This is a genomic window from Actinoallomurus soli, assembly GCF_024055715.1.
Taxonomy (GTDB): domain Bacteria; phylum Actinomycetota; class Actinomycetes; order Streptosporangiales; family Streptosporangiaceae; genus Actinoallomurus; species Actinoallomurus soli.
In genome coordinates this window covers 265,917-290,339 of sequence record NZ_JAMXMV010000004.1, presented here as the reverse complement: position 1 = coordinate 290,339, position 24,423 = coordinate 265,917, and the positions used below count along the sequence as shown (strand labels likewise).

The 24,423-nt window shown below is 72.9% G+C and carries 22 protein-coding genes and 1 tRNA gene; 10 read left to right on the top strand and 13 right to left on the bottom strand.

Annotation, left to right across the window (positions count from 1 at the left end):
• Positions 1-27: 27 nt before the first annotated feature.
• The 5 genes from NDW01_RS13180 to NDW01_RS13160 all read left to right on the top strand — a co-directional run bounded on the left by NDW01_RS13180 (position 28) and on the right by NDW01_RS13160 (position 4,756).
• Positions 28-1,287 (top strand): ABC transporter permease, encoded by a 1,260-nt coding sequence (locus NDW01_RS13180; RefSeq protein ID WP_252820294.1) that lies wholly within the window; start codon positions 28-30, stop codon positions 1,285-1,287.
• Positions 1,287-1,688, top strand: a complete 402-nt coding sequence (locus NDW01_RS13175) for a cytidine deaminase (protein WP_252820291.1) — start codon at positions 1,287-1,289, stop codon at positions 1,686-1,688. Before NDW01_RS13180 ends, NDW01_RS13175 begins: the two co-directional genes overlap by 1 nt.
• Positions 1,685-2,965: a thymidine phosphorylase gene (locus NDW01_RS13170; RefSeq protein WP_252820289.1), complete on the top strand. Its 1,281-nt coding sequence runs from the start codon at positions 1,685-1,687 to the stop codon at positions 2,963-2,965. The genes NDW01_RS13175 and NDW01_RS13170 overlap by 4 nt, the downstream gene beginning before the upstream one ends.
• A 91-nt stretch (positions 2,966-3,056) precedes the next feature.
• Entirely contained in the window at positions 3,057-4,142 is a 1,086-nt protein-coding gene (locus NDW01_RS13165; protein WP_252820287.1) for an adenosine deaminase, read from the top strand.
• Positions 4,124-4,756 carry a PH domain-containing protein gene (locus NDW01_RS13160; protein WP_252820285.1) on the top strand — a complete coding sequence of 211 codons (633 nt, stop codon included), beginning with the start codon at positions 4,124-4,126 and terminating at the stop codon, positions 4,754-4,756. Before NDW01_RS13165 ends, NDW01_RS13160 begins: the two co-directional genes overlap by 19 nt.
• 130 nt (positions 4,757-4,886) lie before the next feature.
• On the opposite strand, the gene NDW01_RS13155 is transcribed toward NDW01_RS13160, so the two are convergent.
• Entirely contained in the window at positions 4,887-5,681 is a 795-nt protein-coding gene (locus NDW01_RS13155) for an MBL fold metallo-hydrolase (protein ID WP_252820284.1), read from the bottom strand.
• A gap of 166 nt (positions 5,682-5,847) precedes the next feature.
• On the opposite strand from NDW01_RS13155, the gene NDW01_RS13150 reads away from it, so the two are divergent.
• Genes NDW01_RS13150 through NDW01_RS13140 form a run of 3 tightly spaced genes read left to right on the top strand, consistent with a single transcriptional unit; the run spans position 5,848 to position 8,460 of the window.
• Positions 5,848-6,633, top strand: a complete 786-nt coding sequence (locus NDW01_RS13150; protein WP_252820281.1) for a DUF1963 domain-containing protein — start codon at positions 5,848-5,850, stop codon at positions 6,631-6,633.
• A 44-nt stretch (positions 6,634-6,677) separates the two neighbouring features.
• On the top strand, positions 6,678-7,337 hold the full coding sequence (locus NDW01_RS13145; RefSeq protein WP_252820279.1) for a TetR/AcrR family transcriptional regulator: 660 nt from the start codon (positions 6,678-6,680) through the stop codon (positions 7,335-7,337).
• Positions 7,327-8,460 carry an epoxide hydrolase family protein gene (locus NDW01_RS13140; RefSeq protein ID WP_252820277.1) on the top strand — a complete coding sequence of 378 codons (1,134 nt, stop codon included), beginning with the start codon at positions 7,327-7,329 and terminating at the stop codon, positions 8,458-8,460. Before NDW01_RS13145 ends, NDW01_RS13140 begins: the two co-directional genes overlap by 11 nt.
• A 343-nt stretch (positions 8,461-8,803) precedes the next feature.
• On the opposite strand, the gene NDW01_RS13135 is transcribed toward NDW01_RS13140, so the two are convergent.
• The 6 genes from NDW01_RS13135 to NDW01_RS13110 form a co-directional block, all read right to left on the bottom strand.
• A tRNA-Gly gene (locus NDW01_RS13135) sits at positions 8,804-8,876 on the bottom strand.
• 30 nt (positions 8,877-8,906) lie between these two features.
• Positions 8,907-9,548 carry a response regulator transcription factor gene (locus NDW01_RS13130; protein ID WP_308206976.1) on the bottom strand — a complete coding sequence of 214 codons (642 nt, stop codon included), beginning with the start codon at positions 9,546-9,548 and terminating at the stop codon, positions 8,907-8,909.
• A gap of 233 nt (positions 9,549-9,781) precedes the next feature.
• The gene (locus tag NDW01_RS13125; RefSeq protein WP_252820276.1) at positions 9,782-11,047 is read right to left on the bottom strand and encodes a sensor histidine kinase; all 1,266 of its coding nucleotides are present in this window, start codon (positions 11,045-11,047) and stop codon (positions 9,782-9,784) included.
• A gap of 280 nt (positions 11,048-11,327) precedes the next feature.
• Complete coding sequence (locus NDW01_RS13120) at positions 11,328-12,989, bottom strand: phospho-sugar mutase (RefSeq protein ID WP_406567719.1); 1,662 nt, start codon at positions 12,987-12,989, stop codon at positions 11,328-11,330.
• Between the two features lie 7 nt (positions 12,990-12,996).
• Complete coding sequence (locus NDW01_RS13115; protein WP_252820272.1) at positions 12,997-13,797, bottom strand: purine-nucleoside phosphorylase; 801 nt, start codon at positions 13,795-13,797, stop codon at positions 12,997-12,999.
• Between the two features lie 33 nt (positions 13,798-13,830).
• The gene (locus tag NDW01_RS13110; protein WP_252785849.1) at positions 13,831-14,283 is read right to left on the bottom strand and encodes a gamma-glutamylcyclotransferase; all 453 of its coding nucleotides are present in this window, start codon (positions 14,281-14,283) and stop codon (positions 13,831-13,833) included.
• Between the two features lie 70 nt (positions 14,284-14,353).
• Between NDW01_RS13110 and NDW01_RS13105 the strand changes: the two genes are divergently transcribed.
• On the top strand, positions 14,354-15,739 hold the full coding sequence (locus NDW01_RS13105) for an NAD(P)H-quinone dehydrogenase (protein ID WP_252820270.1): 1,386 nt from the start codon (positions 14,354-14,356) through the stop codon (positions 15,737-15,739).
• A 9-nt stretch (positions 15,740-15,748) separates the two neighbouring features.
• On the opposite strand, the gene NDW01_RS13100 is transcribed toward NDW01_RS13105, so the two are convergent.
• The 6 genes from NDW01_RS13100 to NDW01_RS13075 all read right to left on the bottom strand — a co-directional run bounded on the left by NDW01_RS13100 (position 15,749) and on the right by NDW01_RS13075 (position 22,434).
• A complete protein-coding gene (locus NDW01_RS13100) occupies positions 15,749-16,507 on the bottom strand; it encodes a GntR family transcriptional regulator (protein WP_252820269.1) in 759 nt (252 codons plus the stop codon).
• A gap of 35 nt (positions 16,508-16,542) precedes the next feature.
• Positions 16,543-17,343: a tryptophan synthase subunit alpha gene (gene trpA, locus NDW01_RS13095; RefSeq protein WP_252820268.1), complete on the bottom strand. Its 801-nt coding sequence runs from the start codon at positions 17,341-17,343 to the stop codon at positions 16,543-16,545.
• Positions 17,340-18,557, bottom strand: coding sequence for a tryptophan synthase subunit beta (gene trpB / locus NDW01_RS13090; protein ID WP_406567718.1), 1,218 nt, complete (start codon positions 18,555-18,557; stop codon positions 17,340-17,342). The genes trpA and trpB overlap by 4 nt, the downstream gene beginning before the upstream one ends.
• A gap of 227 nt (positions 18,558-18,784) precedes the next feature.
• The gene (locus tag NDW01_RS13085) at positions 18,785-19,117 is read right to left on the bottom strand and encodes a DUF5313 family protein (RefSeq protein WP_256511779.1); all 333 of its coding nucleotides are present in this window, start codon (positions 19,115-19,117) and stop codon (positions 18,785-18,787) included.
• 21 nt (positions 19,118-19,138) lie between these two features.
• Entirely contained in the window at positions 19,139-20,476 is a 1,338-nt protein-coding gene (locus NDW01_RS13080) for a hypothetical protein (RefSeq protein ID WP_252820265.1), read from the bottom strand.
• 194 nt (positions 20,477-20,670) lie between these two features.
• Entirely contained in the window at positions 20,671-22,434 is a 1,764-nt protein-coding gene (locus NDW01_RS13075; protein WP_252820666.1) for an acetyl/propionyl/methylcrotonyl-CoA carboxylase subunit alpha, read from the bottom strand.
• Between the two features lie 647 nt (positions 22,435-23,081).
• On the opposite strand from NDW01_RS13075, the gene NDW01_RS13070 reads away from it, so the two are divergent.
• Entirely contained in the window at positions 23,082-24,341 is a 1,260-nt protein-coding gene (locus tag NDW01_RS13070) for an MFS transporter (protein ID WP_252820263.1), read from the top strand.
• Positions 24,342-24,423: the final 82 nt, after the last annotated feature.

Genomic DNA, 24,423 nt, shown 5'->3' with positions numbered 1-24,423 from the left:
CTCGGAGCAGGCAGGCAGGGAGGGCGCATGATCGACCAGGAGGTCCGTACGCCGGCTCCGCGGACCGGCGGGGTGCGCGCGTTCCGCGGCCGGCGGGCGCTGACCATCGGCCTGGGCGCCTTCGCCGCCCTCATCCTGCTGCGGCTCATCACCGGCGAGAGCGACATCACCTCCAGCGGGACCATGAGCGCGACGCTCGGTCTCGCCGTGCCGATCGGGATGGCCGCGATGGGCGGCCTGTGGTCCGAACGCTCCGGCGTCGTCAACATCGGCCTCGAGGGCATGATGGTGTTCGGCACCTGGGGCGCCGCCTTCGGGGCCTACTTCGGCGGAAATCCCTGGCTGGGGCTCCTCGCCGGGGTGATCGCCGGAGCGCTCGGCGGCCTGCTGCACGCCGTCGCCACCGTGTCGTTCGGCGTGGACCACATCGTCTCCGGCGTCGCGATCAACATCCTGGCGCCGGGCGTCGCGCGCTACCTGTCGGACCTGTTCTTCACGCACGAGACCGGCGGCGGCGCGACCCAGTCGCCGCAGCTGCCGGACTTCCCGACGTGGAGCGTGCCCGGCGTCGGCGGCCCGCTCGGCGACCTCGAGAAGCACCACTGGATCCTGATCTCCGACCTCGCCGGGCTGGTCCGCGGCCTGCTGACGAACCTGTCCCCGGTGACCCTCATCGCCGCCGCGCTCATCCCGATCTCGTTCCTCCTGCTGTGGCGTACGGCGTTCGGCCTGCGGCTGCGGTCCTGCGGCGAGAACCCTCTCGCCGCCGAGTCGCTGGGCGTGAAGGTCTACACGATGAAGTACGCCGCGGTGGTGATCTCCGGGGCGTTCGCCGGGGTCGGGGGTACGTTCCTGGCCATGGTGGCGTCCTCCAACTACCAGGAGGGCCAGGTCAACGGGCGCGGCTTCATCGGCCTCGCTGCGATGATCTTCGGCAACTGGCGTCCGGGCGGCGTCGCGGCGGGCGCGGGCCTGTTCGGCTACACCGACGCGCTGCAACTGCGCGGCGGCGCGGGCGCGGTCCACGCCATGCTGCTCCTGCTCGGCGTCGGCCTGCTGGCCCTCGCGGTCTGGCACGCGTACCGGCGCCGGATGGTCACGGCCGTCGTCTCGGCGGTCGTGGCGGTCGGGCTCCTCGCCTGGTTCTTCCTGACCGACGAGCTGCCCAAGGAGATCGTCACCTACAGCCCGCACATCACGACGCTGCTCGTGCTGGCGTTCGCGGCGCAGCGACTGCGGATGCCGGCCGCCGACGGGCTGACCTACCGACGCGGAGGAGGACACTGATGGCCGACATCGACTGGGACGCGCTCCGGGCGGCCGCCCGCGCGGTGATGGAGAAGGCGTACGTCCCGTACTCGAACTTCCCGGTGGGCGCCGCCGGCCTGACCGACGGCGGGCGGATCATCGCCGGCTGCAACGTGGAGAACGCCTCGTACGGCGTCGGCCTGTGCGCCGAGTGCGGGCTGGTCTCGGCGCTGCACGGTACGGGCGGCGGCGGCCGGCTGGTCGCCGTGGCCGTCGTGGACCGGCACGGCGCTCCGCTGATGCCCTGCGGTCGCTGCCGTCAGCTGCTGTGGGAGCATGGCGGTCCCGACATGCTGCTGGAGACCGTCAGCGGCATCCGGCCGATGCGCGAGGTGCTGCCCGACGCGTTCGGCCCCGACGATCTGGAGACCCGAGCGTGATCTTCGACGCCGTCGACGTCATCCGTACGAAGCGGGACCGCGGAGAGCTGTCCGACGAGCAGATCGACTGGACGATCGGCGCGTACACCGAGGGCGTCATCGCCGACGAGCAGATGTCCGCCCTCGCCATGGCGATCCTGCTGAACGGCATGACCCGGCGCGAGGTCGCCCGGTGGACCGACGCGATGCTGCGCTCCGGCGAGCGGATGGACTGGTCCGGGCTGAGCCGCCCGACGACGGACAAGCACTCCACCGGCGGGGTGGGGGACAAGATCACGCTGCCGCTGGCGCCGACCGTGGCCGCCTGCGGCGCCGCCGTTCCGCAGCTGTCCGGCCGCGGCCTCGGCCACACCGGCGGCACGCTCGACAAGCTGGAGTCGATCCCGGGCTGGCGCGCGTCGCTGTCGAACGAGGAGATGCTCGCCGTCCTCGACTCGGCGGGCGCGGTGGTGTGCGCGGCCGGCTCCGGCCTCGCGCCCGCCGACCGCAAGCTGTACGCCCTGCGCGACGTCACCGGCACGGTCGAGTCGATCCCGCTGATCGCCAGCTCGATCATGTCGAAGAAGATCGCGGAGGGCACCGGCGCGCTGGTGCTGGACGTCAAGGCGGGGTCCGGCGCGTTCATGAAGAGCGTCGTGCACGCCCGTGAACTGGCCCGCACGATGGTCGACATCGGCACCGACCACGGCGTGAAGACGGTCGCGCTGCTGACCGCGATGGACACCCCGCTCGGGCGTACGGTCGGCAACGCGCTGGAGGTCGACGAGTCCGTCGAGGTCCTGGCCGGCGGCGGTCCGGAGGACGTCGTCGAGCTGACGGTCGCCCTGGCCCGGGAGATGCTCGCCGCGGCGGGTCTTGAGGGCGCCAAGGATCCCGCCGACGCGCTGCGGGACGGCTCGGCGATGGACGTCTGGCGGACCATGATCTCCGCGCAGGGCGGCGACCCGGACGCCCCGCTCCCGGTCGCCAAGGAGACCCACGAGGTCCTGGCGACGGAGTCCGGCGTGCTCTCCCGGCTCGACGCCTACGGCGTCGGCGTCGCGGCGTGGCGTCTCGGCGCCGGCCGGGCGCGCAAGGAGGACCCGGTGGCGCACGCCGCGGGCATCGTCCTGCACGCCAAACCCGGCGACATCGTCCGCGCGGGCCGGCCGCTGATGACGCTGCACGCCGACGACCCGGCGCGCTTCGAGCGCGCGCTGGACGCCCTGGACGGCACGGTCGAGATCGGCGAGATCGAGGACGCCCGCCGGCCGCTCATCATCGAGCGGATCGCCTGACCGCCCCCCGCGAACGCCGCCGTACGGCCCCGGCGCCTCGCCGGGGGCCGTACGGTGCTGTCGGTCGCGGACGGCCGGTAATGTGCGTGGGGTGACGAACCGTCCTGTGCTCGACGACATCCGGCGGGCTCCCAAGGTGCTCCTCCACGACCACCTCGACGGCGGGCTCCGGCCGGAGACCATCGTCGACCTCGCCCGCGACACCGGCTACGACGCGCTGCCCACCACCGACCCGGCGGAGCTGCGCACCTGGTTCGCCGAGGCGTCCGACTCCGGCTCGCTGGAGCGCTACCTGGAGACGTTCGACCACACGGTCGGCGTCATGCAGACCGCCGACGCGCTCGCCCGGGTCGCGTACGAGTGCGCCGAGGATCTGGCCGAGGACGGCGTCGTCTACGCGGAGGTCCGCTACGCGCCCGAGCAGCACACCCGCCAGGGCCTGACGCTCGACCAGGTCGTCCAGGCGGTGCTGCGGGGGTTCGCGGAGGGCGGCCGCGACCACGGCATCCGGGTCGGCACGCTCCTCACCGCGATGCGTCACCAGGCCCGCAGCATGGAGATCGCCGAGCTGGCCGTCCGCTACCGCGACGAGGGCGTCGTCGGCTTCGACATCGCCGGCGCCGAGGCGGGCTACCCGCCCACCCGGCACCTCGACGCCTTCGAGTACCTCCAGCGGGAGAACGCCCACTTCACCATCCACGCCGGCGAGGCGTTCGGCCTGCCGTCGATCTGGCAGGCCATCCAGTGGTGCGGCGCCGACCGGCTCGGCCACGGCGTGCGCATCATCGACGACATCGGCGAGCGCGAGGCCGGCAGCCCCCGGCTCGGGCGCCTCGCCGCGTACGTACGGGACAAGCGCATCCCGCTGGAGATGTGCCCCAGCTCCAACGTCCAGACCGGCGCCGCCAAGTCCATCGCCGAGCACCCCATCGGGCTGCTCCGCCGCCTCTACTTCCGGGTCACCGTCAACACCGACAACCGGCTGATGAGCGGCACGACGCTGTCGGAGGAGTTCGCCAAGCTCGTCGAGGCGTTCGGCTACGGCTGGGACGACCTGCAGTGGTTCACGGTCAACGCCATGAAGTCGGCCTTCCTCGGCTTCGACGAGCGGCTCGAACTGATCAACGGCGTCATCAAGCCGGGGTTCGCGCAGCTGAAGTGGCGATCGCGCCCGTGACCGCCGCCGTGTTCCCCAAGACCCCGCCCGGCGCGAAGGTGTTCCGGCCGACGGCCGCCCGCTTCTTCGGCTGGGCCTGGATGGTCTTCGCCGCGGCCAACCTCGTCGACCTGATCTGGCGGGGCCGCGACGCCGCCTCCCTGGTGGCCGCGACGGTCATGCTGCTCGGCTGCGGCGTCGCGTACGTCGCCGCGCTGCGGCCCCGGATCGTCGCCGACGAGGAGGGCGTCCGCCTGCACAACCTCATCCGCGACGTCGAGGTGCCCTGGCGCGGGGTGGAGCGGGTCGAGGGCGGCGACGCCGTGTACGTCCACGCGGACGGCCGCCGGTTCCGCGCCTTCGTGCTGCAGATCTCCCCGCGGAACCGCGCGCGGTTCGAGGCGAAGGCCCGCCGCCAGGAGCGGAAGCTGCCCGACCACGTCGCGGACTACGTCCAGGGACGCACCCACACCGACTTCGCGGTCGAGCAGCTCCGCGAGCTGGCCGGGCGGCGCTCCCGGCGCGACAAGGACGGCGGGGCGGAACCGACGGTGACGTGGGCCTGGCCCGCGATCGTCGCCGTGGCCGTCCCGGCGGCCGCCTTCCTCGTCGCCCTCGTCATCGCCCTGCTCTGACCCGGCCACCCACGCGGCGGCTCGACGCCAGGCAGCGTCGGGATGAGGCCCTCCACCGCCACCGTCTGCGGGACCCGGCCCGGCGTGGTTCCGGCGAGCGGCCGGCGCGAACTCGCCCGCCGGGAAGGTGTCATACCGCGACGAAGCGCCGGGGCCCGCCGGCGGTGATGACGCGGCCGAAGCGCATGCCGGGGAAGTGGGCGGCGGCCAGCAGATCGCCGGTCTCGGCGGCCTGGTCGGCGATGCGGTTGCGCGCCGCGGAGGCCGCGGCCGGGTCGACGTCCCAGATGACCTGCCAGTCGCGTTCGGAGAACTGGACGACGGAGTGGACGACGTCGCCCAGCAACAGCGCGCGCTCCCCGCGGGAGGAGAGGGCGTAGACGGTGGTGCCGGGGGTGTGGCCAGGGGTGTGCAGGGCGTCCAGGCCGGGGGCGATCGTGTGGTCCGTGTCGAAGAGCTCGAGCCGGTCGGCGAGCGGGGTGAGCTTGTCGACGGCGCTCTGCTGCGGGGCCTCGCCGGTGACGAAGTGCTGCCAGTCGGCGCGATGGACGCGATAGGTCGCGCGAGGGAAGACCGGCCGGCCGTGGTGGGTGGCCCAGCCGATGTGGTCGAAGTGCAGGTGGGTGAAGACCACGTCGGTCACGTCGGCGGGGGCGATGCCGTGCGCGGCGAGCGACTCCAGGAGCGAGCCGCCTCGGTAGCGGCCGTCGTCGAACGCGCCGACGCCGGTGTCGACCAGCACGATGCGCTCCCCGGTGCCCACCAGGAAGCCGCCCAGCGGCAGATCCAGTGTCCCGTCCGAGGCTCGGTGGTGGTCGTGGCAGGCCCAAGGGTCGTCCACGCCCGGACGGGTGAGGATATCGGCGGCGACCTCGGTCCCCACCCCGTCCATGACCGCCAGGACCTCGATGTCGCCGATCTTCACGCGTGCCCCTCTGCTCCGGGCCGAACGGTTGTTCGACCGATCATCGGGCTGCAACCATCCGCGCGAGTAGGTGATTCCCGTCACCCGCTTCCCCGCTGCCGGATGCGAACGAAACCGCCTTGGAGCGGCGCCGGGACTCGTTCCGAAGGTGAGGGAGGATCGTCCCATGACCGACACGGAGATCATTGACGACACCCCGGCGGCGAGGGCCGCCCGCTTCCGCGCGGAGGCCGCCGCACGGGGGATCCCGGCCGCCGAGGTGGAGGCGTACATACGCGCCGCCCGTCCGGCGATCTACCTCGCGGAGGACGGCCCCGGCCCGGTGGTGGCACTGACCGGCGGGAACCCGCCGCTGCCGGAGGGCGCCCCCGCGCCGGCGGCGGCGTTCGTCGCGGCCGTCGACTGCGCGGCCCTGCCTCCCGGGGCGACGGATCTGCCGCTGCCCACCGAGGGCCGGCTGCTGTTCTTCGCCGATCCCGATCCGGGCAGCGGGGCGGTGGTCGCCGACGCCGTGCGGTACGTACCGGCCGGGACGCCGTCGGCAGAGCGACCGGTCGACCCGGACGACGGGCAGGACACCTACCGCCGGGCGCGGCTGGATTTCTGCTTCCACCAGTGGTCGTGGCCCTGGCGTGAGGAGGACGACGACGAGGAGTCGCAGCGGGCCGCCGAATTGGAGTCCGCCTGGTCGCACGTGGTCGGCTGGCGCCCTCACTGGCGCTTCCAACTCGGCGGTGAGCCGGTGCTCTTCAACTGGGACCCGGTCGAGGTGGCCCGGGACGAAGTGCCGCTGCCCGTCGCGGACGGCGACGAGTGGACGCTGCTGGCCACCTGGCGCGGTGAAGACGACTGCGAGGAGTTGGAGGCGGGCCTCTTCCACTGGGTGATCCGCCGCGCCGATCTGGCCGCTCTCCGCTTCGACCGGGTGTACGTGTACGTCGACGCCTTCTGACCACCGAGGCATCCGACCCATTCTCGTTGTGTACATTTGTACGCATGGCATCCATCGCATCGCCGCCCTCGGACTCTCCCGAGGGCGGCACGACCGGGCAGGCGACCGAGGACGGCCGTTCGCCGGGCCACCCGCGCGGCGCGCGGCGGGCACGCCGGTACGACCCGGACCGCAGGACGCGGATCCTGGGCGCCGCTCTCGACGTCATCGCCGAGCACGGGACGGCCGGGGCGACGCACCGGCACATCGCCGCGCGCGCCGACGTTCCGCTGGGGTCGGTGACCTACCACTTCGCGAGCCTGACCGACCTTCTGGCGCAGGCGTTCGCCCGGCACGTCGAGCTGCAGTCCGCGCGGTTCGAGGAGCTGTTCGAGGGCGTGGAGACGCGCGAACGGTTCGTCGAGGTGCTGGTCGATCTCGTTCACGGCGGTCCCGCCCGGCACCGCAGCGCCGTCCTCGGCTTCGAACTCCACCTGGCCGCCCTCCGCAACCCCGACCTGCGCGTCCTGACGCAGACCTGGACGAGCGACAGCCGGGCCGTGCTGGCCCGCTTCACCGGCCCCGAGACCGCGGCGCGCCTGGACGCCCTGCTGGAGGGCATGATCATGCATGCCCTGCTGGCCGCGACGCCGGAACCCCGCGAGGCGGCGCGGGCCGCGATCGTCCAGACTCTCGGCCCGGCCGGAGAATCCCATGTCTCATAGGACACCTCTGCTCTCCGTCACCGACGCGGAGCTGAACGACCTCCGGTCACGACTGCTCGGCACCCGGTGGCCGGTCGCCTGGCCCGGGAGCGGGTGGGAGGTCGGCGCCGACGTCGGTGCGGTGCGGCGTCTCGCCGAGTACTGGGCCAACGGCTACGACTGGCGCACCCACGAGGCCGCCATCAACGCCCTCCCGTCCCACTCCACGGACATCGACGGCACGCCGGTCCACTATCTGCGCTTCGACGGTGAACACCCCGACGCGCTGCCGATCGTCCTGACCCACGGGTGGCCCAGCTCCTTCCTCGAACTGACCGGTCTCGCCGACCGGCTGGCCGCGCCGTCGCGTCACGGAGGAGACGCCGCGGACGCGTTCACCGTGATCATCCCCTCGCTGCCCGGATTCGCCTTCTCGCCGCAGCGGCCCTCGCTCACGGACCCGCCGCAGACCCACGAGCTCTGGCACCGGCTCATGCGCGACGAACTCGGCTTCGAACGCTACGCCGCCCACGGAGGCGACCTGGGCGCCGGAATCAGCTCACGTCTCGGCGAGGCCCACCCCGAGGCCGTGGTCGGCATCCACCTGCTGGCCGTCGCCGCCCCGACGACCTACGACCCGGCCGGTCTCACCCCGCAGGAACAGGCGTACCTGGACTCCGTGGCGGCATGGGCCGCGGAGGAGGGCGGATACCAGCACCAGCAGAGCACCCGTCCCCTCACCCTGAGCTACGGGCTCGCCGACTCACCCGCCGGGCTGCTCGCCTGGATCGTCGAGAAGTACCGCGCGTGGAGCGACTGCGGAGGCGACCTGTCGTCACGGTTCAGCGACGACTTCATCCTGACCCAGGCATCGCTCTACTGGTTCACTCAGACCATCTCGACCTCGTTCCGCCCCTACTACGAGTACGCCAGGGGACTGACCAGGCGCGTGGAGCGGGTGGACGTCCCCACGGCCGTCGCGCTGTTCCCCGCCGATCTCAGCCGGCCGCCCCGCAGCTGGGCCGAGCGCACCTACAACGTCACCCGATTCACCCCCATGCCCCGCGGCGGCCACTTCCCCGCCATCGAGGAACCGGAACTGCTGGCCCACGACATCACCGAGTTCTTCCGCGCCCATCGGTGACATCGATGAGCCCGAGCGGCCGCCCGCGAATGGCGGCGGGCGCCACCCATCGGGCGCATTCCGGCGACTTCGCGTGCGCGGAATGGCGAGTCGAGCCCCCGATCCGCCGCTACCGTCACCGGCAGTTCCATGTCGCCGGTCGACAGCCATCCCCGCACCCGCCGCCCGGCGTCACCTCCCACGTCGCCGAGCCGAATCTCGGCGATCGGACGTCGGCGGCGCAGGCGACCTGCGACGCCCGCGCACGCACAGGATGGAGGCCGGCCGGTGGCCCGGTCCCACAACGCGAACGACCCCGAACCTGAAGGTCCGGGGTCGTTTCGATGCCCTGAGACATCACGAGAGCGGACGACGGGATTCGAACCCGCGACCCTCACCTTGGCAAGGTGATGCTCTACCAACTGAGCCACGTCCGCGTGACTCCCCAAGAATACCGGATCTCGGGACTACACGAGTCCCGCGTCGTGGGCGAGGAGGGCGACCTGCACCCGATTGTTGAGCTCCAGTTTGGCGAGCAGCCGGGAGACGTGGGCTTTCACGGTCGCGACGCTCATGTACAGCTCAGAGCCGATCTCGGCGTTCGACTTGCCCTGGCCGATGGCGACGACCACCTCGCGCTCGCGGTCGCTGAGCCGGGCGAGGCGTTCCTGCGCGGGGTTGGGCCGCGTGTGAGCCACGTGCGCGATCAGCCGGCGGGTGACGCTGGGGGACAGGATCGGCTCGCCCGCGGCGACGCGCCGGATCGCGTCGATGATCTCACCGGGCGGCGTGTCCTTGAGGAGGAACCCGGCGGCCCCGGCCCGCAGGGCGCGCAGCACGTGCTCGTCCGCGTCGAATGTGGTCAGGATGACGACCTCCGGGGGCCCCCGCCGGGCCCGCAGGGCCTCCGTCGCGGCGAGGCCGTCCATCCGGGGCATCCGGATGTCCATGAGGACGACGTCCGGCGAGTGCTGGGCGACCAGCGCGGCGACCTCGGCGCCGTCGCCCGCCTCCGCGACGATCCGTAGATCGTCGGCTCCGGCCAGCATCATCGACAGGCCCGCACGGACCAATGCGTCATCGTCGACGATCAGCACGCGAATGGTCACGTGGGACACACTAACGGCGCGCGCCGATCGACGGTGTGTTCCGCCCGATCAGGTCCGGCGGCCCCCGCCGATCAAGGTTGACCGGCACCACCGATCAGGACCGGAACCGTCGATCAGGACCGGAACCGTCGATCAATGCCTCATCCGGCCCGGCGCCCCGATGAAGGTCGACCGGCTCCGGTGCTCAGGGCGGACCGGCCACCGCTGCTCCAAGGCGGGCGGGCCATCGCCGGTCAGGGCGGGGTGGCGCCGTTCGACGCGCCGGCCGGCGTGGTCTCGCCGCGCCAGGGGAGCGACGCGCGGACGCGGAACTCCCCGTCCGAGGTGGGGCCGTGTTCGAGCCGCCCGCCGGACAGCAGGGCGCGTTCGGCCAGCCCGATCAGCCCGGTGCCCGAGCCCGGGATCCCCGACGCGGCGTTGACCAGTGGGTTGCGCACCTCGACGGTGAGGTCGGCGCCCGCGGACCCGTCGACGACGACGGTCACGGTGGCGTTCGGAGCGTGCTTGCGGGCGTTCGTCAGGGCCTCCTGCACGGTGCGGTAGGCGCTGCGCCCGAGCGCGGTGGGGATCGCGTCGGCGTCGCGCAGCCGGTTCTCGTAGGTCACGGTCATGCCCGCCCGCCGCGACTCGTCGATGAGCGTGGGCAGGTCGCCGAGGTTCGGCTGGGGGCGCTCGGGCGTGTCCCCGGAAGCGTCATCACGGAGCACGCCGATCACCTCGCGCAGGTCCTGGAGCGCCTGGTGGGCGCTCGCCCGGATCACGCCCGCGGCCTTGGCGATCTCGTCCGGGGGAGCGTCGGGACGGAACTCCAGCGCTCCCGCGTGCACGCTGAGCAGCGAGATGCGGTGGGCGAGGACGTCGTGCATCTCCCGGGCGATGCGGGCGCGCTCCTGGTGCCGGGCCTGCGCGACGCGGAGCTGCTGCTCGGCCTCCGCCCGCAACGCCCGCTCGCGCAGGGACAGGATGAGCTGACGCCGCGCGCGAACGAACATCCCCGATGCGACGATGGCCGCGACGACCATGACGTTCCAGATGATCGCGAACCAGAACGATTCGCGGGGATCCGGGAACAGGAGGGCGTAGATCGCGCCGGTGAGCAGGTGAACCCCTGCGACCAGGACGACCGTACGGAAGTGTCGGTGCACGGACACCGTGAACAGCGCGATGCAGGCCGCGCCGGAGGTGGTCACGGAGACCGTGCCCAGCACGCCCAAGGCGACCGCGAGCTCCACGGGACGGCGCCGGCGTCCCCACAGGGCGAGGCAGCCGAGCGCGCCGATCATCACGTCGGGCAGCCACGGCGGGTGGTGGGGCGGGTGAGTCCCCTGGGACGTGGCGACCAGCATGAGGCACCCGAAGAGCATCGCCAGGACGAAGCAGGCGATGTCGACCGCCCAGTCACGGGCCGACCGGGGGACCCGGTCCGTCGGGTCGGGGGCCGCGAGCAGGGCGGGGAGGAGGGACGGGTGGTCGGGGCGGGACACCGCCATACCGCTCATGGTCGTCAACGGTAGATCCTCGCCCGGCGGACCGGCATCGGCCGAAAGTCGACGCCGCCATGACCTCGGGTCGAGACGACCGGTCCGTACGGTCCCGCCACCGGCACGGCCACGCCCGACGGACCCTCACGCCCGGCGGCACGATCCCGCCCGGCGGCTCGGTCACGGGGACGGCAGGTCACGTCGACGGTGTCGTCCCGCCCGGCGGTGCGGTCCCGCCCGGCGATGTGGTCCCGCCTGGCAGGGTCGTCCCGCCGGATGTCGGCGGCCTACGCGCGGGTCAGAGCCCGATGACCTCGGCGAGGTCGTCGCGGAGCGCGGACAGCGCGGCCTCGGCGGTCGTGCGGGCCTCGGCGACGGAGCCGGTCACCGGCTGGACGACCTCGAGGTAGCACTTGAGCTTCGGCTCGGTCCCGGACGGGCGGACGACGACGCGCCCGCCCTCCGACAGCCGGAAGCGCAGGCCGTCCGTCGGCGGGAGGCCGGCCGGCCCGGCCGCCAGGTCGTCCACGTCCGTCACCGTACGGCCGCCGAGCCGGTCCGGCGGCGTCGCGCGCAGCCGGGCCATCGCGTCCGTGATCAGGGACAGGTCGGCCACCCGTACGGCCAGTTGCGCGGTGGCGTGCAGGCCGTACCGGCGTGCCTGGTCGTCGAGCAGGTCGAGGAGCGTACGGCCCTCGGCCTTCGCCTCGGCGGCCAGCGCGGCGACGGTCAGCGCCGCGCCGATGCCGTCCTTGTCGCGCACGGGGACGCCGTCGTCGCCGCCGACGCAGTAGCCGAGCGCCTCCTCGTACCCGTAGACGAGCCGGTCGCGGTCGGTGCCCGCCTTCATGATCCACTTGAATCCGGTCAGCGATTCGGCGTACCGGACGCCGTGCGCGGCCGCGATCTTCCCGAGCAGCGAGGACGACACGATCGTCGTGACGACGAGCCGGTCGGGTCCGCTCGTGTGCCGCAGGACATGCTCGGCGAGCAGCCCGCCGACCTCGTCCCCGGTCAGCATCCGCCCGCCCACGGCCACCGCGCAGCGGTCGGCGTCCGGGTCGTTGGCGATCACCAGGTCGTGGTCCTTGCCCAGGTCGAGGGCCAGGTCCATCGCGCCGGGCTCCTCCGGGTTGGGGAACGCGACGGTGGGGAAGTCCGGGTCGGGCCGGGCCTGCTCGGCAACGACGTCGGGCGCCTGGAACCCGCTCCAGGCGAACGCGCGGGCCAGCACGTCCCCGCCCACGCCGTGCAGCGGGGTGTAGGCGGCCGAGACGTCCCGCGCGGCGCCGAGCGGCAGCCGCGACAGCGCGTGCAGGTAGGCGTCCACGATGCCGTCGTCGAGGAGGTTCCACTCGACGCCGCGCGGCAGTTCGTCGACCCGTCCGACGGCGTCGATCGCGCGGGAGATCTCCGCGTCCAGCGGCGGGATGATCTGGGCGCCGTCGCCCCAGTACACCTTGTAGCCGTTGTCCCGTGGCGGGTTGTGGCTGGCGGTCACCATGACGCCGGCGTCGGCGCCGAGGAAGCGGACGGCGTACGCGAGGACCGGCGTCGGCAGCGGCCGCGGCATCAGGTGCACCGTGACGCCCGCCCCGGCGAGCACGGCGGCGGAGTCCTCGGCGAACACGTCGGACTTGTGCCGCGCGTCGTACCCGATCACGACGGAGGCGCCGTTGCCGGGCCGGTCGAACCGCTCCGTCGCGTCCTCGGAGGTCAGCACGGCGGCGAGGCCAGCGGCGGCCCGCATGACCGTCACGCGGTTCATGCGGTTCGGGCCGGCCCCGAGCTCGCCGCGCAGGCCCGCCGTGCCGAACTCCAGCTTCGCCCCGAACCGCTCGGCCAGCGCCGTCTCGTCGCCGAGCAGGGCCCGCAGCTCCTCGCGGGTCTCGGGGTCGGGGTCCTGGGCCAGCCACTCCTCGGCCCGCCGCCGGTATCCGTCGCTCACGTGTCCGTCCATTCCGGCCTCAGAGGGCCCGCAGGGCCTTGCCGAGCAGCGCGCCCATCCGCTCGGCGGCGGCCCGTCCGGCGGCCAGCACCTCCTGGTGGTCCAGCGGCTCGCCGGTCAGGCCCGCGGCGATGTTCGTGACCAGGGAGATGCCCAGTACGTCGGCGCCGCCCTCGCGGGCGGCGATCGTCTCCAGGACGGTGGACATGCCGACCAGGTCCGCGCCCATCGTGCGCAGCATGCGGATCTCGGCCGGCGTCTCGTACGACGGGCCGGGCAGCGCGGCGTAGACGCCCTCGGCGAGGGCCGGGTCGATGTCCTTGACGAGGGCCCGCAGGGCGGGGGAGTACGCCTCGGTCATGTCGACGAAGGTCGGGCCGGAGATCGGGTTGTGGCCGGTGAGGTTCAGGTGGTCGCTGATCAGCACCGGGTCGCCGACCTTCTGCCACTCCGGGCGGGTGCCGCCCGCGGCGTTGGTGAGCACGACCGTCCCGACCCCGGCGGCCAGCGCCGTACGGATGCCGTGGACGACCGGCGGCACGCCCCGCCCCTCGTACAGGTGGGTGCGGCCGAGGAAGACCAGCGCCCGCTTCGTTCCGATCTCGATCACACGGATCGTGCCCGCGTGGCCCGGCACTCCCGGCTCGGCGAACCCGGGCAGCTCCGTCACGGGGATCTCGTCGGCGGGCGCGCCGAGCGCGTTCGCCGCCGGCACCCAGCCGGACCCCATCACGAGGGCGACGTCGAAGGAGTCGGCGGTCAGGCGTCGCTTCAGCACGTCGGCCGCGGATCGGGCCAGTTCGTAGGCGTCATTGCTCACAAGCGGACAGACTACCCACGACGTACGCGCTGATCAGTCGCCGAGTGACTTGCACGGGCGGGTGCGCAGATCCTTGACGTAGTCGTCCGGCGCGCCCGCCCGCTCGGCGGCGTCGGCGAGGATGCCGAGGTACCGCGCCGACGGCAGGCCGCCCTCGTAGGCGTCGAGGACGTAGAGCCAGGCGAGGACGTCGCCGTCGAGGGTGGCGATCCGGACCCGGATCTTCCGGTAGACGCCGAGGGCCGCCCCCTCCCACTCGTCCAGGGCCTGCTCGTCGAGTTCGGGAACGTCGTAGAGCACGACGAAGACGTGCTCGTCGGCGTCCTCGACCACCGTGGCGAGGGCGCCTTCGAAGCCGACGTTCTCACCGCCGAAGGTCAGCCGCCAGCCCTGGAGCCAGCCGGTCGTGCGCAGGGGCGAGTGCGGAGCCCGCTGCGCCATCTGCGCGGGATCCATGTTGGAGGCGTACGCCGCGTACAAGGCCACGGTCGCCCAGCGTACGGCCTGGGCGGCCGCGGCGGCGTGTCAACCCCGGGAGTGCGGGAGAATGACCGATATGACACGCGTAGCCATCCTCGGAGGCGGCCCCGGCGGCTACGAATCCGCCCTGGTCGCGGCACAACTGGGCGCGGACGTCACGCTCGTGGAGCGCGACGGGCCCGGAGGGGCCTGTGTCCTCACCGACTGCGTCCCTTCCAAGACGCTCATCGCGACCTCGACGCGCATGGCGGTGCTGTCGGAGTCGGCGTCCCTCGGCGTGCGGTTCTCCGGGGGCCCGGACGGCGAGGTCGGCGGGCCGGAGGTCGACCTTCCCCTGGTCAACAAGCGGGTGAAGGAGCTGGCCTGGGCCCAGTCCGCCGACATCGAGAGCCGGGTCGCGGACGAGGGCGTACGGATCGTCCGCGGAGAGGGCCGCCTCGTCGACCCGCAGATCGTGGCCGTCGGCGACGAGCGGATCCACGCCGACGTCGTCCTGATCGCCACCGGCGCGACGCCGCGGGTCCTGCCCGGCGCCGAGCCCGACGGCGAGCGCATCCTGAACTGGCGTCAGCTCTACGACCTGCCCGAACTGCCCGAGGACCTGATCGTCGTCGGCTCCGGCGTCACCGGCGCCGAGTTCGCCGGCGCGTACCTCGCCCTCGGTTCACGCGTCACGCTCGTCTCCTCCCGCGACCACGTCCTGCCGAACGAGGACGAGGACGCCGCGCGGGTCCTGGAGGAGGTCTTCCAGCGCCGTGGCATGAACCTCCTCGCCCGCTCCCGCGCCGCCGGGGTCAAGCGCACCGGCGACGGCGTCGAGGTGACGCTCACCGACGGCCGTACGGTCACCGGGTCGCACTGTCTCATGACGGTCGGCATGGAGCCCAACACCCGCGGAATGGGCCTGGAGGAGGCCGGCGTACGGCTGGACGAACGCGGGTTCGTGCAGGTGGACAAGGTGTCCCGCACGTCCGCCCCCCACGTGTACGCCGCCGGGGACTGCACCGGCGTGCTGATGCTCGCCTCGGTCGCCGCCATGCAGGGCCGGATCGCGATGTGGCACGCCCTCGGCGAGGCCGTGCAGCCGCTCAAGCTCGGCTGGGTCGCCGCGAACATCTTCACCGATCCGGAGGTCGCCACGGTCGGCGTGTCCCAGGCGCAGATCGACTCCGGCGAGGTCCCGGCCCGGATCGTGAAGCTGCCCCTGTCGACCAACCCGCGCGCCAAGATGCAGGGCTTCCTGGACGGCTTCGTGAAGATCTTCTGCCGGCCGGCCACCGGCATCGTGCTCGGCGGCGTGATCGTCGCGCCCCGGGCCGGCGAGCTGATCCTCGGCCTGTCGATCGCCGTGCAGCAGCACCTGACCGTCGACCAGGTGGCCCACACGTTCGCGGTGTACCCGTCCGTGTCCGGCAGCATCACCGAGGCCGCCCGCCGCCTCATGCAGGAGTCGGCCTACTGATCCACGGCCCTAGCGGCCCGTGGCGCCCCACGTCAGGGACAGGCCGGTCGCGGCGCGGTCGGTGCTGATCTCCATCATGCTGCCGAGGATGGTGGCGTGGTCGTCGACGATCGCGGTGCCGTCCAGCGTGTACGTGATCCGCTCGCTGGTGAACACCGGGCTGCCCGCGGGCTCCTCCAGGTGCCGCGCGAGGGCGGCGTCCAGCAGCCCGGGGCGGATCGTCTCGGCGGCGCGGGCCACCGCCACCCCGGCGTCGGCGAGGGCACCGTACAGCGAGACGCCGGTGAAGTCCCGGTCGCGCACCGCCTCGGCGTGCGGCTGCCGGACCCAGGACACCTGGTGGATCGCGGCGCGCCCCGCGAACTCGCGGAGCCGCTCCAGCCGCAGCGCCGTCTCGCCGGGACGGCTGCGGAGCCGCGCGGCGACGCCCGCCGGAACCTTCCGCACCGACCGCCCGAGCACCACCGTGCGCACCTCGTGGCCCTGCTCCCGCAGGTCGTCGGCGAGGCTCCGGAGCGACCCGAGCTGGTACGCCAGGTGCGGCGGCGCGACGTACGTCCCGCGCCCGTGCCGCTGCACGATCAGCCCCTCGTCGCTGAGCCGCCGCAGCGCCTGCCGGAGCGTCATCAGCGTCACCCCGTACGAGGCGCTCAGCTCGCGCTGCGGCGGGAGCGCCTCGCCCGGGGCGTAGTGACCCGCGCGGATCTTCGCGGCGAGGTCGGCGGCGATGGTGCGGTACCTCGCCTCGTGGCCGGTGTCGCGGGCCATCGCCCTCCCTCTCCTCCGCGCGGCTCGCCCTGCGCTCAGGTCTCCTCGTCGAGTGCTCGGCGAATCTTAGCCAGGAAGGCCCCGACGTCGTCCGGCCCGGACCCGTCCAGCACCTGCCGCATCAGCGCCGCGCCGATGACGACGCCGTCGGCGCCGCGGGCGGCCGCCACCGCCTGCCCGGGGGTCGAGATGCCGAACCCGAGGAGCACGGGGCGGTCGGTGCCGCGCCGGATCCGCTCGGCGGTCGTCGTCGCCGACGCGGCGAGCGCGGACCGTTCGCCGGTCGTGCCCATCAGCGAGACGGCGTAGACGAACCCGCGACTGCGCCGGCCGATCTCCGCCAGCCGTGGTTCGGGGGTGGCCGGGGAGGCGAGCAGCGCCAGGTCGACGCCCGCGGCGGCCGCGACGTCCGTCAGCTCACCGGCCTCGTCCACCGGCAGGTCCGGGACGATCAGCCCGGTGACCCCGGCGTCCCGCAGCGCCGCGCAGAACGTCTCCGGCCCGTCCCGCAGGACCAGGTTGTAGTACGTGCTGGCGACCAGCGGCACGGCCGGCTCGCCCAGCGCGGCGAGGTCGGCGAGGATCCCGCGCACCGACGCCCCGCGCGCCAGCGCCGCGTTCGACGCCTCCTGGATGGTGACGCCGTCGAGGGTCGGATCGCTGAACGGCAGCCCGACCTCGATCGCGTCGGCCCCCGCCGCCGCGAACGCCCGCAGGTACGCGGTCCAGTCCGGGGTGATCCCGCCGGTGAGGTACGGCATCAGCAGCGTACGGCCCGCGTCGCGGCGCGCCCGCAGGCACCGCTCCAGCGACCCGAGCGTCGTCGTGCCGGTCATCCCAGAACTCCCATCAGCGTCGAGATGTCCTTGTCGCCCCGCCCCGACAGCGTGAGCATCACGGTCGCGCCGGGCGGCAGCTCACCGTCGCCCGCCGCCCGGATCACCCACGCGACCGCGTGCGCGGACTCCAGTGCGGGCACGATCCCCTCGGTACGGGCCAGCCGTACCGCCGCGTCGACCACCTCCTCGTCGGTGACCGTGACGTACCGGGCGCGGCCCAGGTCGCGCAGGTGGGCGTGTTCCGGGCCGACCCCGGGGTAGTCCAGGCCGGCCGCGATGGAGTGGGCCTCGGTGATCTGGCCGTCGTCGTCCTGGAGGAACAGCGAGCGGAAGCCGTGCAGCACGCCGGCCCGGCCACGCGTCGCGCCGGCGCCGCCCTCGGCCTCGACCCCGACGAGCCGTGCGGGGCCGTCGGCGAACCCGGCGAAGGTGCCCGCCGCGTTCGAGCCTCCCCCGACGCAGGCCACGACGTAGTCCGGCGCGCCGGAGGGCAGCTCGGCGGCGCACTGGCCGCGCGCCTCGTCACCGATCACCCGCTGGAACTCCCGGACCATCCACGGGTACGGGTGCGGCCCGACGACCGAGCCCATGCAGTAGTGGGAGTCCTCCAGCGCGCCCACCCAGTGGCGCATCGCCTCGCTCGTGGCGTCCTTGAGCGTGCGGCTGCCCATCGTCACCGGGACCACCTCGGCGCCGAGCAGGCGCATCCGGAAGACGTTCAGCGCCTGGCGCTCGATGTCCTTCTCGCCCATGAAGACCGTGGCCCGCAGGCCCAGCAGCGCCGCGGCGGTCGCGGTCGCCACCCCGTGCTGCCCGGCGCCCGTCTCGGCGATCAACCGGGTCCGGCCCATCCGGACGGCCAGCAGCGCCTGCCCCATCACGTTGTTGATCTTGTGGGAGCCCGTGTGGGCCAGGTCCTCGCGCTTCAGCAGGACCTCGACGCCCAGTTCGGCGGACAGGCGCCGCGCCCGCGTCAGCGGCGTCGGACGGCCGACGTGCTCGGCCAGCAGCGCCGCGAGAGCGGCGCGGAATGCCGGGTCCGCCCACGCCGTCCGGAAGGCGTCCTCCACCTCGCCGCACGCCGCCACCAGCGACTCCGGCACGTACCGGCCGCCGTGACCCCCGAACCTGCCGCGCACCCCGGGATCGCCCATCGCCGTGCCGCGGGGGACCGCCTCCCGCACCGGCCGCGGCTGTACGTCCGTCGCCATCGCGCCTCCTCTGAGATGTAGAACTCATCGAATGAGTTCTATAACTCTTCGAGAGTGGCACAGGATGCGCCGGACGCGCCAGCGCGTTAGGCGGGCGGAGCGGTCCACGGGGGAAGGCGGGCATGACAAAGGCCCGGCCGGGAATCGGCCGGGCCTTGGGGAAAAGTCGTCCACAGGTTGTGGACAGGTGCTGTGGACGAGTCCTGTGGATTACGCGTAACACCAGGTCAGTGCGGTGGATGACCGCGCTGCGGGTCGTCGGGTACGGGGAGGCCGTGCTGCCGCAGCCGGGCCTGCCGGATGTCCGCCGAGTTGATCGCGACGACGAAGGTGCTGCTCAGCAACGCCAGTGCCACGACGGCCACCCGGATGCCCCACTCGGCGGGCAGCAGCGCGAGCACCACGCAGACGGGGGCCATGAGCGCGAGGTGGCGGACCATCATGCGGCCACGCCACCCCGCATCGGTCAGGTCGTGCCGGACCCAACCGAGGTTCTCCGGAGGGAGCCGGAACCCCATGGTGTAACGGGCCCGCCGGAGCGGGCCCGGGTCACCGGGCAGCCGGGTCAGCGGGTACCCCCATCACCAGTCGCCGCCGCCACCGCCGAAGTCACCACCGCCGTCGAAGCCTCCGAAGTCGCCGCCGCCGATGTCGAAGCCGCCGCCGCCGCCGTCTCCACCGCCGAAGCCCCAGTCGCCGTCGTTGTCGTTGCCCGCCTCGTACCCGGCCATGTAACCGGCGTCGTAGCCGCCGTGACCGCCCCAGCCCCCGCTGAACATCGAACCGAGCGCGGTGCCGATCAGCAGGCCGCCGAGCATGTCCCCGCCGCCGAAGCCGGAGTAGTAGCCGCCGGCGTACGGCGCGTACATCGGTCCGGCGTCCCAGTACGGCCGCCGCTGGCCGCCGATCGTGACCAGGCGGGCGTCCGGGTCCACGCCCGACAGCACCCGCTGCGCGTCGGCCGCGCAGGCCGGGACCGACCGGGGCGCGCCGCCCGCGGGCGCCCACATGACGTCCTGCACCGACGGGCCGTGCTGCGGGTTGAAGAAGCAGGGGGCGCGCCGCTCGGGAACCGGCCGGCCGTCCAGGCGGGCCCGCACCGCCGTCATGGAGTAGCGGCCGTCCGCCAGAGCCTCGGTGACCCTGCTCATGTCCTGCGGGCGGCGTGCCTCGTCGACCGCGGCCTTGGCCCGGTCGTAGGCGTCCATGGCCCGCTGGTAGTCGTCCCGGGCGGCCGGGTCGAGGTTCGGGTCCATCACGTTGAGGTTCAGCCCGGTGATGTCCTCACCGAGCCGGGTGACGTCCTCGTAGACGTTCTCCTTGAGCTCGGCCAGCTGCTTGGCGTCCCGCTCCTTCCGCCGCTTGCGCGCGAAGAAGATCAGGCCCACGATGCCCAGGACGATGAGGACGAGGACGCCCAGCACCACGAACCCGGCCGTCGCCGAGCCCGACTTCTTGTCGGAGATCGCCTTGTCGAACCGCTGGTTCAGGTTGAGGACCAGGTCCTTGAGGTTGGACGAGTCGCCACGCGCCTGGGTCACCAGCTGCTGGACCTTGCCGGAGCCCAGACCCTCGTGGGTGCCCGCGAGGATCCGCCGTCCGGTGCCGTCGAGCAGGATGAGCGTGCCCTTCCGGCCCAGGGCGCTGTCGAGCTGGCGCAGGCCCGAGGAGGAGACGCGGTCCTGCTTCACCACGGCGATCCGGATGGTCGACTCGTCGTCCTTCAGCGCGTTGATCACGGATTGCTGGTCGGAACCGGACATCGACGCGCCCGCGTCCGAGGACAGGTAGAACCCCTGGCTCTTCAAGCCCCGGACCACGTTCTGGAACGGGTCGGCGTTCGCCGGAACGGCGAACGCGAACAGCAGTGCGACGACGGCGGCCATGGCGGCGAGAATCGTCGAACGGCGAAGCTTCATGGCGGCCTTCATGTGATCAGTGTGAATGCTTGGACTACCTTCGACGAATCAGCGCTCGAGATGGTTCCGCGCACAGGCCCACAGCGCGCGGCACCCCGGGCACCAGGACGTCCCAGAGCCGAGCGTAACCGATGGCGAGCATCACGTTACGCCCCGCTCGGGTCCCGTCTCCCCGGTAGGTCCTGACCGTCGGCTCAGGCGTCCTTGATCTCGCAGATCACGGCGCCGTTGGAGACCGTCTGGCCGACCTGCGCAGCCAGGCCCGTCACCGTGCCAGCCTTGTGCGCCGTCAGCGGCTGCTCCATCTTCATCGCCTCGAGGACCACGATCGTGGCTCCGGCCTCCACCGCCGTGCCGTCCTCGACGAGGATCTTGACGATGGTGCCCTGCATCGGGCTGACCAGCGCGTCTCCGCCCGCCGCGGCCCCTCCGGCCTTCTTGCCGCCCTTGCGCCGGGCCGGCGCGGCCGCGCGACCGGAGCTCGGGCCGGGGTCGCCCGCCGAGGCGCCCAGCCCCGCGGGGAGCACCACCTCGATGCGCTTGCCGCCGACCTCGACGGTCACCCTCTCGCGCTCCGCCGGTTCGGCCGCCTCGACCGTCGCGTCGTACGGCGCGATCCGGTTGTCGAACTCGGTCTCGATCCAGCGCGTGTGCACCTGGAACGGCTCATCGACGAACGCGGGGTCCTCGATCACCGCGCGGTGGAACGGGAGGACCGTCGGCATGCCCTCGATCTCGAACTCCGCGAGCGCGCGCCGGGCCCGCTGCAGCGCCTCCGTACGGTTCGCGCCGGTGACGATCAGCTTCGCGATCATCGAGTCGTACATCTGCGGGACCGTCATGCCCCCCTCGAACCCGCTGTCCAGGCGCACCCCCGGACCGCTCGGCGCGCTCCACCGGGTGATCGTCCCGGCAGCGGGCAGGAAGTTGCGTCCCGCGTCCTCCGCGTTGATGCGGAACTCGATCGAGTGCCCGCGCAGGACCGGGTCGTCGTACCCCAGCTCCTCGCCCTCCGCGACCCGGAACTGCTCCCGTACGAGGTCGACGCCCGCGACCTCCTCGGTGACCGGGTGCTCGACCTGGAGCCGGGTGTTCACCTCGAGGAACGAGATCGTGCCGTCCTGGCCGACGAGGAACTCACACGTGCCCGCGCCGACGTATCCGGCCTCACGCAGGATCGCCTTCGAGCTGGAGTACAGGGTCGCCAGCTGCTCCTCGCTCAGGAACGGCGCCGGAGCCTCCTCCACGAGCTTCTGGTGCCGGCGCTGCAGCGAGCAGTCACGCGTGGAGACGACCACGACGTTCCCGTGCCGGTCGGCGATGCACTGGGTCTCCACGTGACGCGGCCGGTCGAGGTACCGCTCGACGAAGCACTCCCCGCGCCCGAACGCGCCCACCGCCTCACGGACGGCCGACTCGTACAGCTCCGGGATCTCCTCCATCGTGCGCGCGACCTTCAGCCCGCGGCCACCACCGCCGAACGCCGCCTTGATCGCGATCGGCAGCCCGTGCTCCCGGGCGAACTCCACGACCTCGTCGGCGTCCTTCACCGGGTCCTTGGTGCCCGCCACCAGCGGCGCGCCGACCTTCTGCGCGATGTGCCGCGCCTGCACCTTGTCGCCCAGCGCCATGATCGCGCTCGGCGGCGGCCCGATCCAGGTCAGCCCGGCGTCGATCACCGCCTCGGCGAACCCGGCGTTCTCGGACAGGAAGCCGTAGCCGGGGTGCACGGCGTCGGCGCCGCTCTCCTTCGCGATTCGCAGCAGCTTGTCGATGTCGAGGTAGCTCTCCGCCGCGGTCGACCCGCCCAGCGCGTACGCCTCATCCGCGACCCGCGCGTGCAGCCCGTCCAGGTCGGGCTCCGAGTAGACGGCGACACTGCCGATTCCGGCGTCCCGGCACGCCCTGGCGACACGGACGGCGATCTCACCTCGGTTGGCGATCAGGACCTTGCGCACGTACGACTCCTCGCTCTTGCCGATCAGCCAGAGTCTAGGCAACCCCGCTCTTCTCGCGCTCAAGGGCCGCCCGGTTGTGGCGATCTCCAGGGTAACCAATCACTTGCTACCGCGCCGTGCAACCCCCGCCACCTGGCCTTAGACGCCCGTAGGGCCGGCCCGGCGGCGCGCCGCCACGCGGAGCGGAATCGCGCCTCCACCACGTCGACCGTCGCGGAGCACGCGCCGCCCCCGCCGTCCCGCCTTCCCTCCGCCTTTGCTCTGCTCACCCGGGGTATGCACCTGGAACGGTCCACTGCCTACTGGCGGTGAGCAGAGCAAAGGCCCGCGGGAACGCGGGCGGCCTTGCTCGGGAGCCCGAACGAGCGCCGCCGCGGCCCTCACCGAGTGCGAGCCCGGGCGGCAGGGGAAACGCCCCGGATGGCCGGGTGAGGGGCCGGAGCGTCCGATGCTGGCGAGAATCTCGGATTCGCGCCCACTCCGCGGCTGATTCGTGTGCCTTCATCCGGCTCGGCCCCGAGACGCATGCCCGTTCGCCGAGACTTCGGTTCACTCGTCCTCGCGCCCATTCACCCCCGCCGCGGCCCATCGAAGATGGGGATCGTGATCGAACCGGGGCGAACGGCGGGCGGCGAGAGGGCGGGGGCATGAGCCCCGCGCCCGGGACGGCCCTCGCCGTCCTCAGAGAACGGCAGTTCCGGCGGTTCTTCGTCGGCCAATCGGCGTCGCTGCTCGGCGACGGCATGATCGGAGTCGCCCTGGCGTTCGCGGTCCTCGACCTCACCGGGTCGCCGTCCGACCTCGGGTACGTGCTGGCGGCCCGGACGATCCCCATGATCGCGGGCCTGCTCGTCGGCGGGGTGATCGCCGACCGCCTGCCCCGGCGCCGGATCATGGTCGCCGCCGACCTGGCGCGCTTCCTCGGCCAGGGCACGATGGCCGCCCTGCTGATCGGCGGCCACGCGACGATCTGGGAGCTCGGGGCGCTCCAAGCGGTGCACGGTACGGCGACCGCCCTGTTCAGCCCCGCCTCGACGGGCCTCCTCCCTGCCATCGTCACCGGTCCCCGTCTCCAACAGGCCAACGCGCTGCGGGGCCTGTCCCTGTCGATCGGCAAGATCGGCGGCCCGGTCCTGGCCGGTCTCCTGGCCGCGACGGCGGGCCCCGGCTGGGCCATCGCCGTCGACGCGGCCACGTTCGCGATCAGCGCGGCCACGCTCTCCCGGCTGCGCCTGCCCGCGCAGCGGCCCGCACCGGCGCAGTCCTTCCTGCGCGACCTGCGGGAGGGCTGGACGGAGTTCAGCTCCCGGACCTGGGTCTGCGCCCTCGTCGCCGCGGCGTCCCTCACGAACCTGCTGTTCGCGGCCTACTACGTCCTCGGCCCGGCGACCGCCGAACGGTCGTCCGGCGGCCCCGCCGGCTGGGCGGCGATCCAGGCCCTGCTCGGCGTGGGCTCGCTGGTCGGCGGCCTCGCCGCGCTGCGCGTTCACCCGCGCCGCCCCCTGCGGACGGGCGTCCTCGCCCTCGCGTTCTGCGCCCTGCCCACCATGGGCCTGGCGGCGGGCCTTTCCGTCGTCACGGTGTCCGGCCTGGCCTTTCTCGGCGGCGTCGGGATGACGCTCTTCAACACGTTCATGGAGACCGCCATCCAGCAGCACGTCCCGGACAAGGCCCTGTCCCGCGTCAGCGCGTACGACTGGTTCGGATCCTTCGCCGTTCAGCCCATCGGCCAGGCCACGGCCGGCCCGCTCGCGGCCGGTATCGGCACCCACCCGGCCCTCTGGCTCGCGGGCGTCCTCCAGTTCCTCGTCGCCCTCGCCGCCCTGGCCGTCCCCGCCATCCGCCACCTCCCGGCCACCATCGAGAAAGCGCCGACTTCTTCTGATTCGTCCGCCGCGCCGACGTGACCGCCGACCATTTCGTACGGCCACTTAAGAATCTTGTTCGGATGGATGGCCGGAAGCGGACAATGCGCGGGGTTCCGCCGAC

What these genes read in the sequence shown, in the direction of transcription:
- NDW01_RS13180 (WP_252820294.1), top strand. Translation starts at nt 28, where the DNA reads ATGATCGACCAGGAGGTCCGTACGCCGGCTCCGCGGACCGGCGGGGTG.
- NDW01_RS13175 (WP_252820291.1), top strand. Translation starts at nt 1,287, where the DNA reads ATGGCCGACATCGACTGGGACGCGCTCCGGGCGGCCGCCCGCGCGGTG.
- NDW01_RS13150 (WP_252820281.1), top strand. Translation starts at nt 5,848, where the DNA reads ATGACCGACACGGAGATCATTGACGACACCCCGGCGGCGAGGGCCGCC.
- NDW01_RS13145 (WP_252820279.1), top strand. Translation starts at nt 6,678, where the DNA reads ATGGCATCCATCGCATCGCCGCCCTCGGACTCTCCCGAGGGCGGCACG.
- NDW01_RS13140 (WP_252820277.1), top strand. Translation starts at nt 7,327, where the DNA reads ATGTCTCATAGGACACCTCTGCTCTCCGTCACCGACGCGGAGCTGAAC.
- NDW01_RS13125 (WP_252820276.1), bottom strand. Translation starts at nt 11,047, where the DNA reads ATGAGCGGTATGGCGGTGTCCCGCCCCGACCACCCGTCCCTCCTCCCC.
- NDW01_RS13120 (WP_406567719.1), bottom strand. Translation starts at nt 12,989, where the DNA reads ATGGACGGACACGTGAGCGACGGATACCGGCGGCGGGCCGAGGAGTGG.
- NDW01_RS13105 (WP_252820270.1), top strand. Translation starts at nt 14,354, where the DNA reads ATGACACGCGTAGCCATCCTCGGAGGCGGCCCCGGCGGCTACGAATCC.
- NDW01_RS13100 (WP_252820269.1), bottom strand. Translation starts at nt 16,507, where the DNA reads ATGGCCCGCGACACCGGCCACGAGGCGAGGTACCGCACCATCGCCGCC.
- trpA (WP_252820268.1), bottom strand. Translation starts at nt 17,343, where the DNA reads ATGACCGGCACGACGACGCTCGGGTCGCTGGAGCGGTGCCTGCGGGCG.
- trpB (WP_406567718.1), bottom strand. Translation starts at nt 18,557, where the DNA reads ATGGCGACGGACGTACAGCCGCGGCCGGTGCGGGAGGCGGTCCCCCGC.
- NDW01_RS13080 (WP_252820265.1), bottom strand. Translation starts at nt 20,476, where the DNA reads ATGAAGCTTCGCCGTTCGACGATTCTCGCCGCCATGGCCGCCGTCGTC.
- NDW01_RS13070 (WP_252820263.1), top strand. Translation starts at nt 23,082, where the DNA reads ATGAGCCCCGCGCCCGGGACGGCCCTCGCCGTCCTCAGAGAACGGCAG.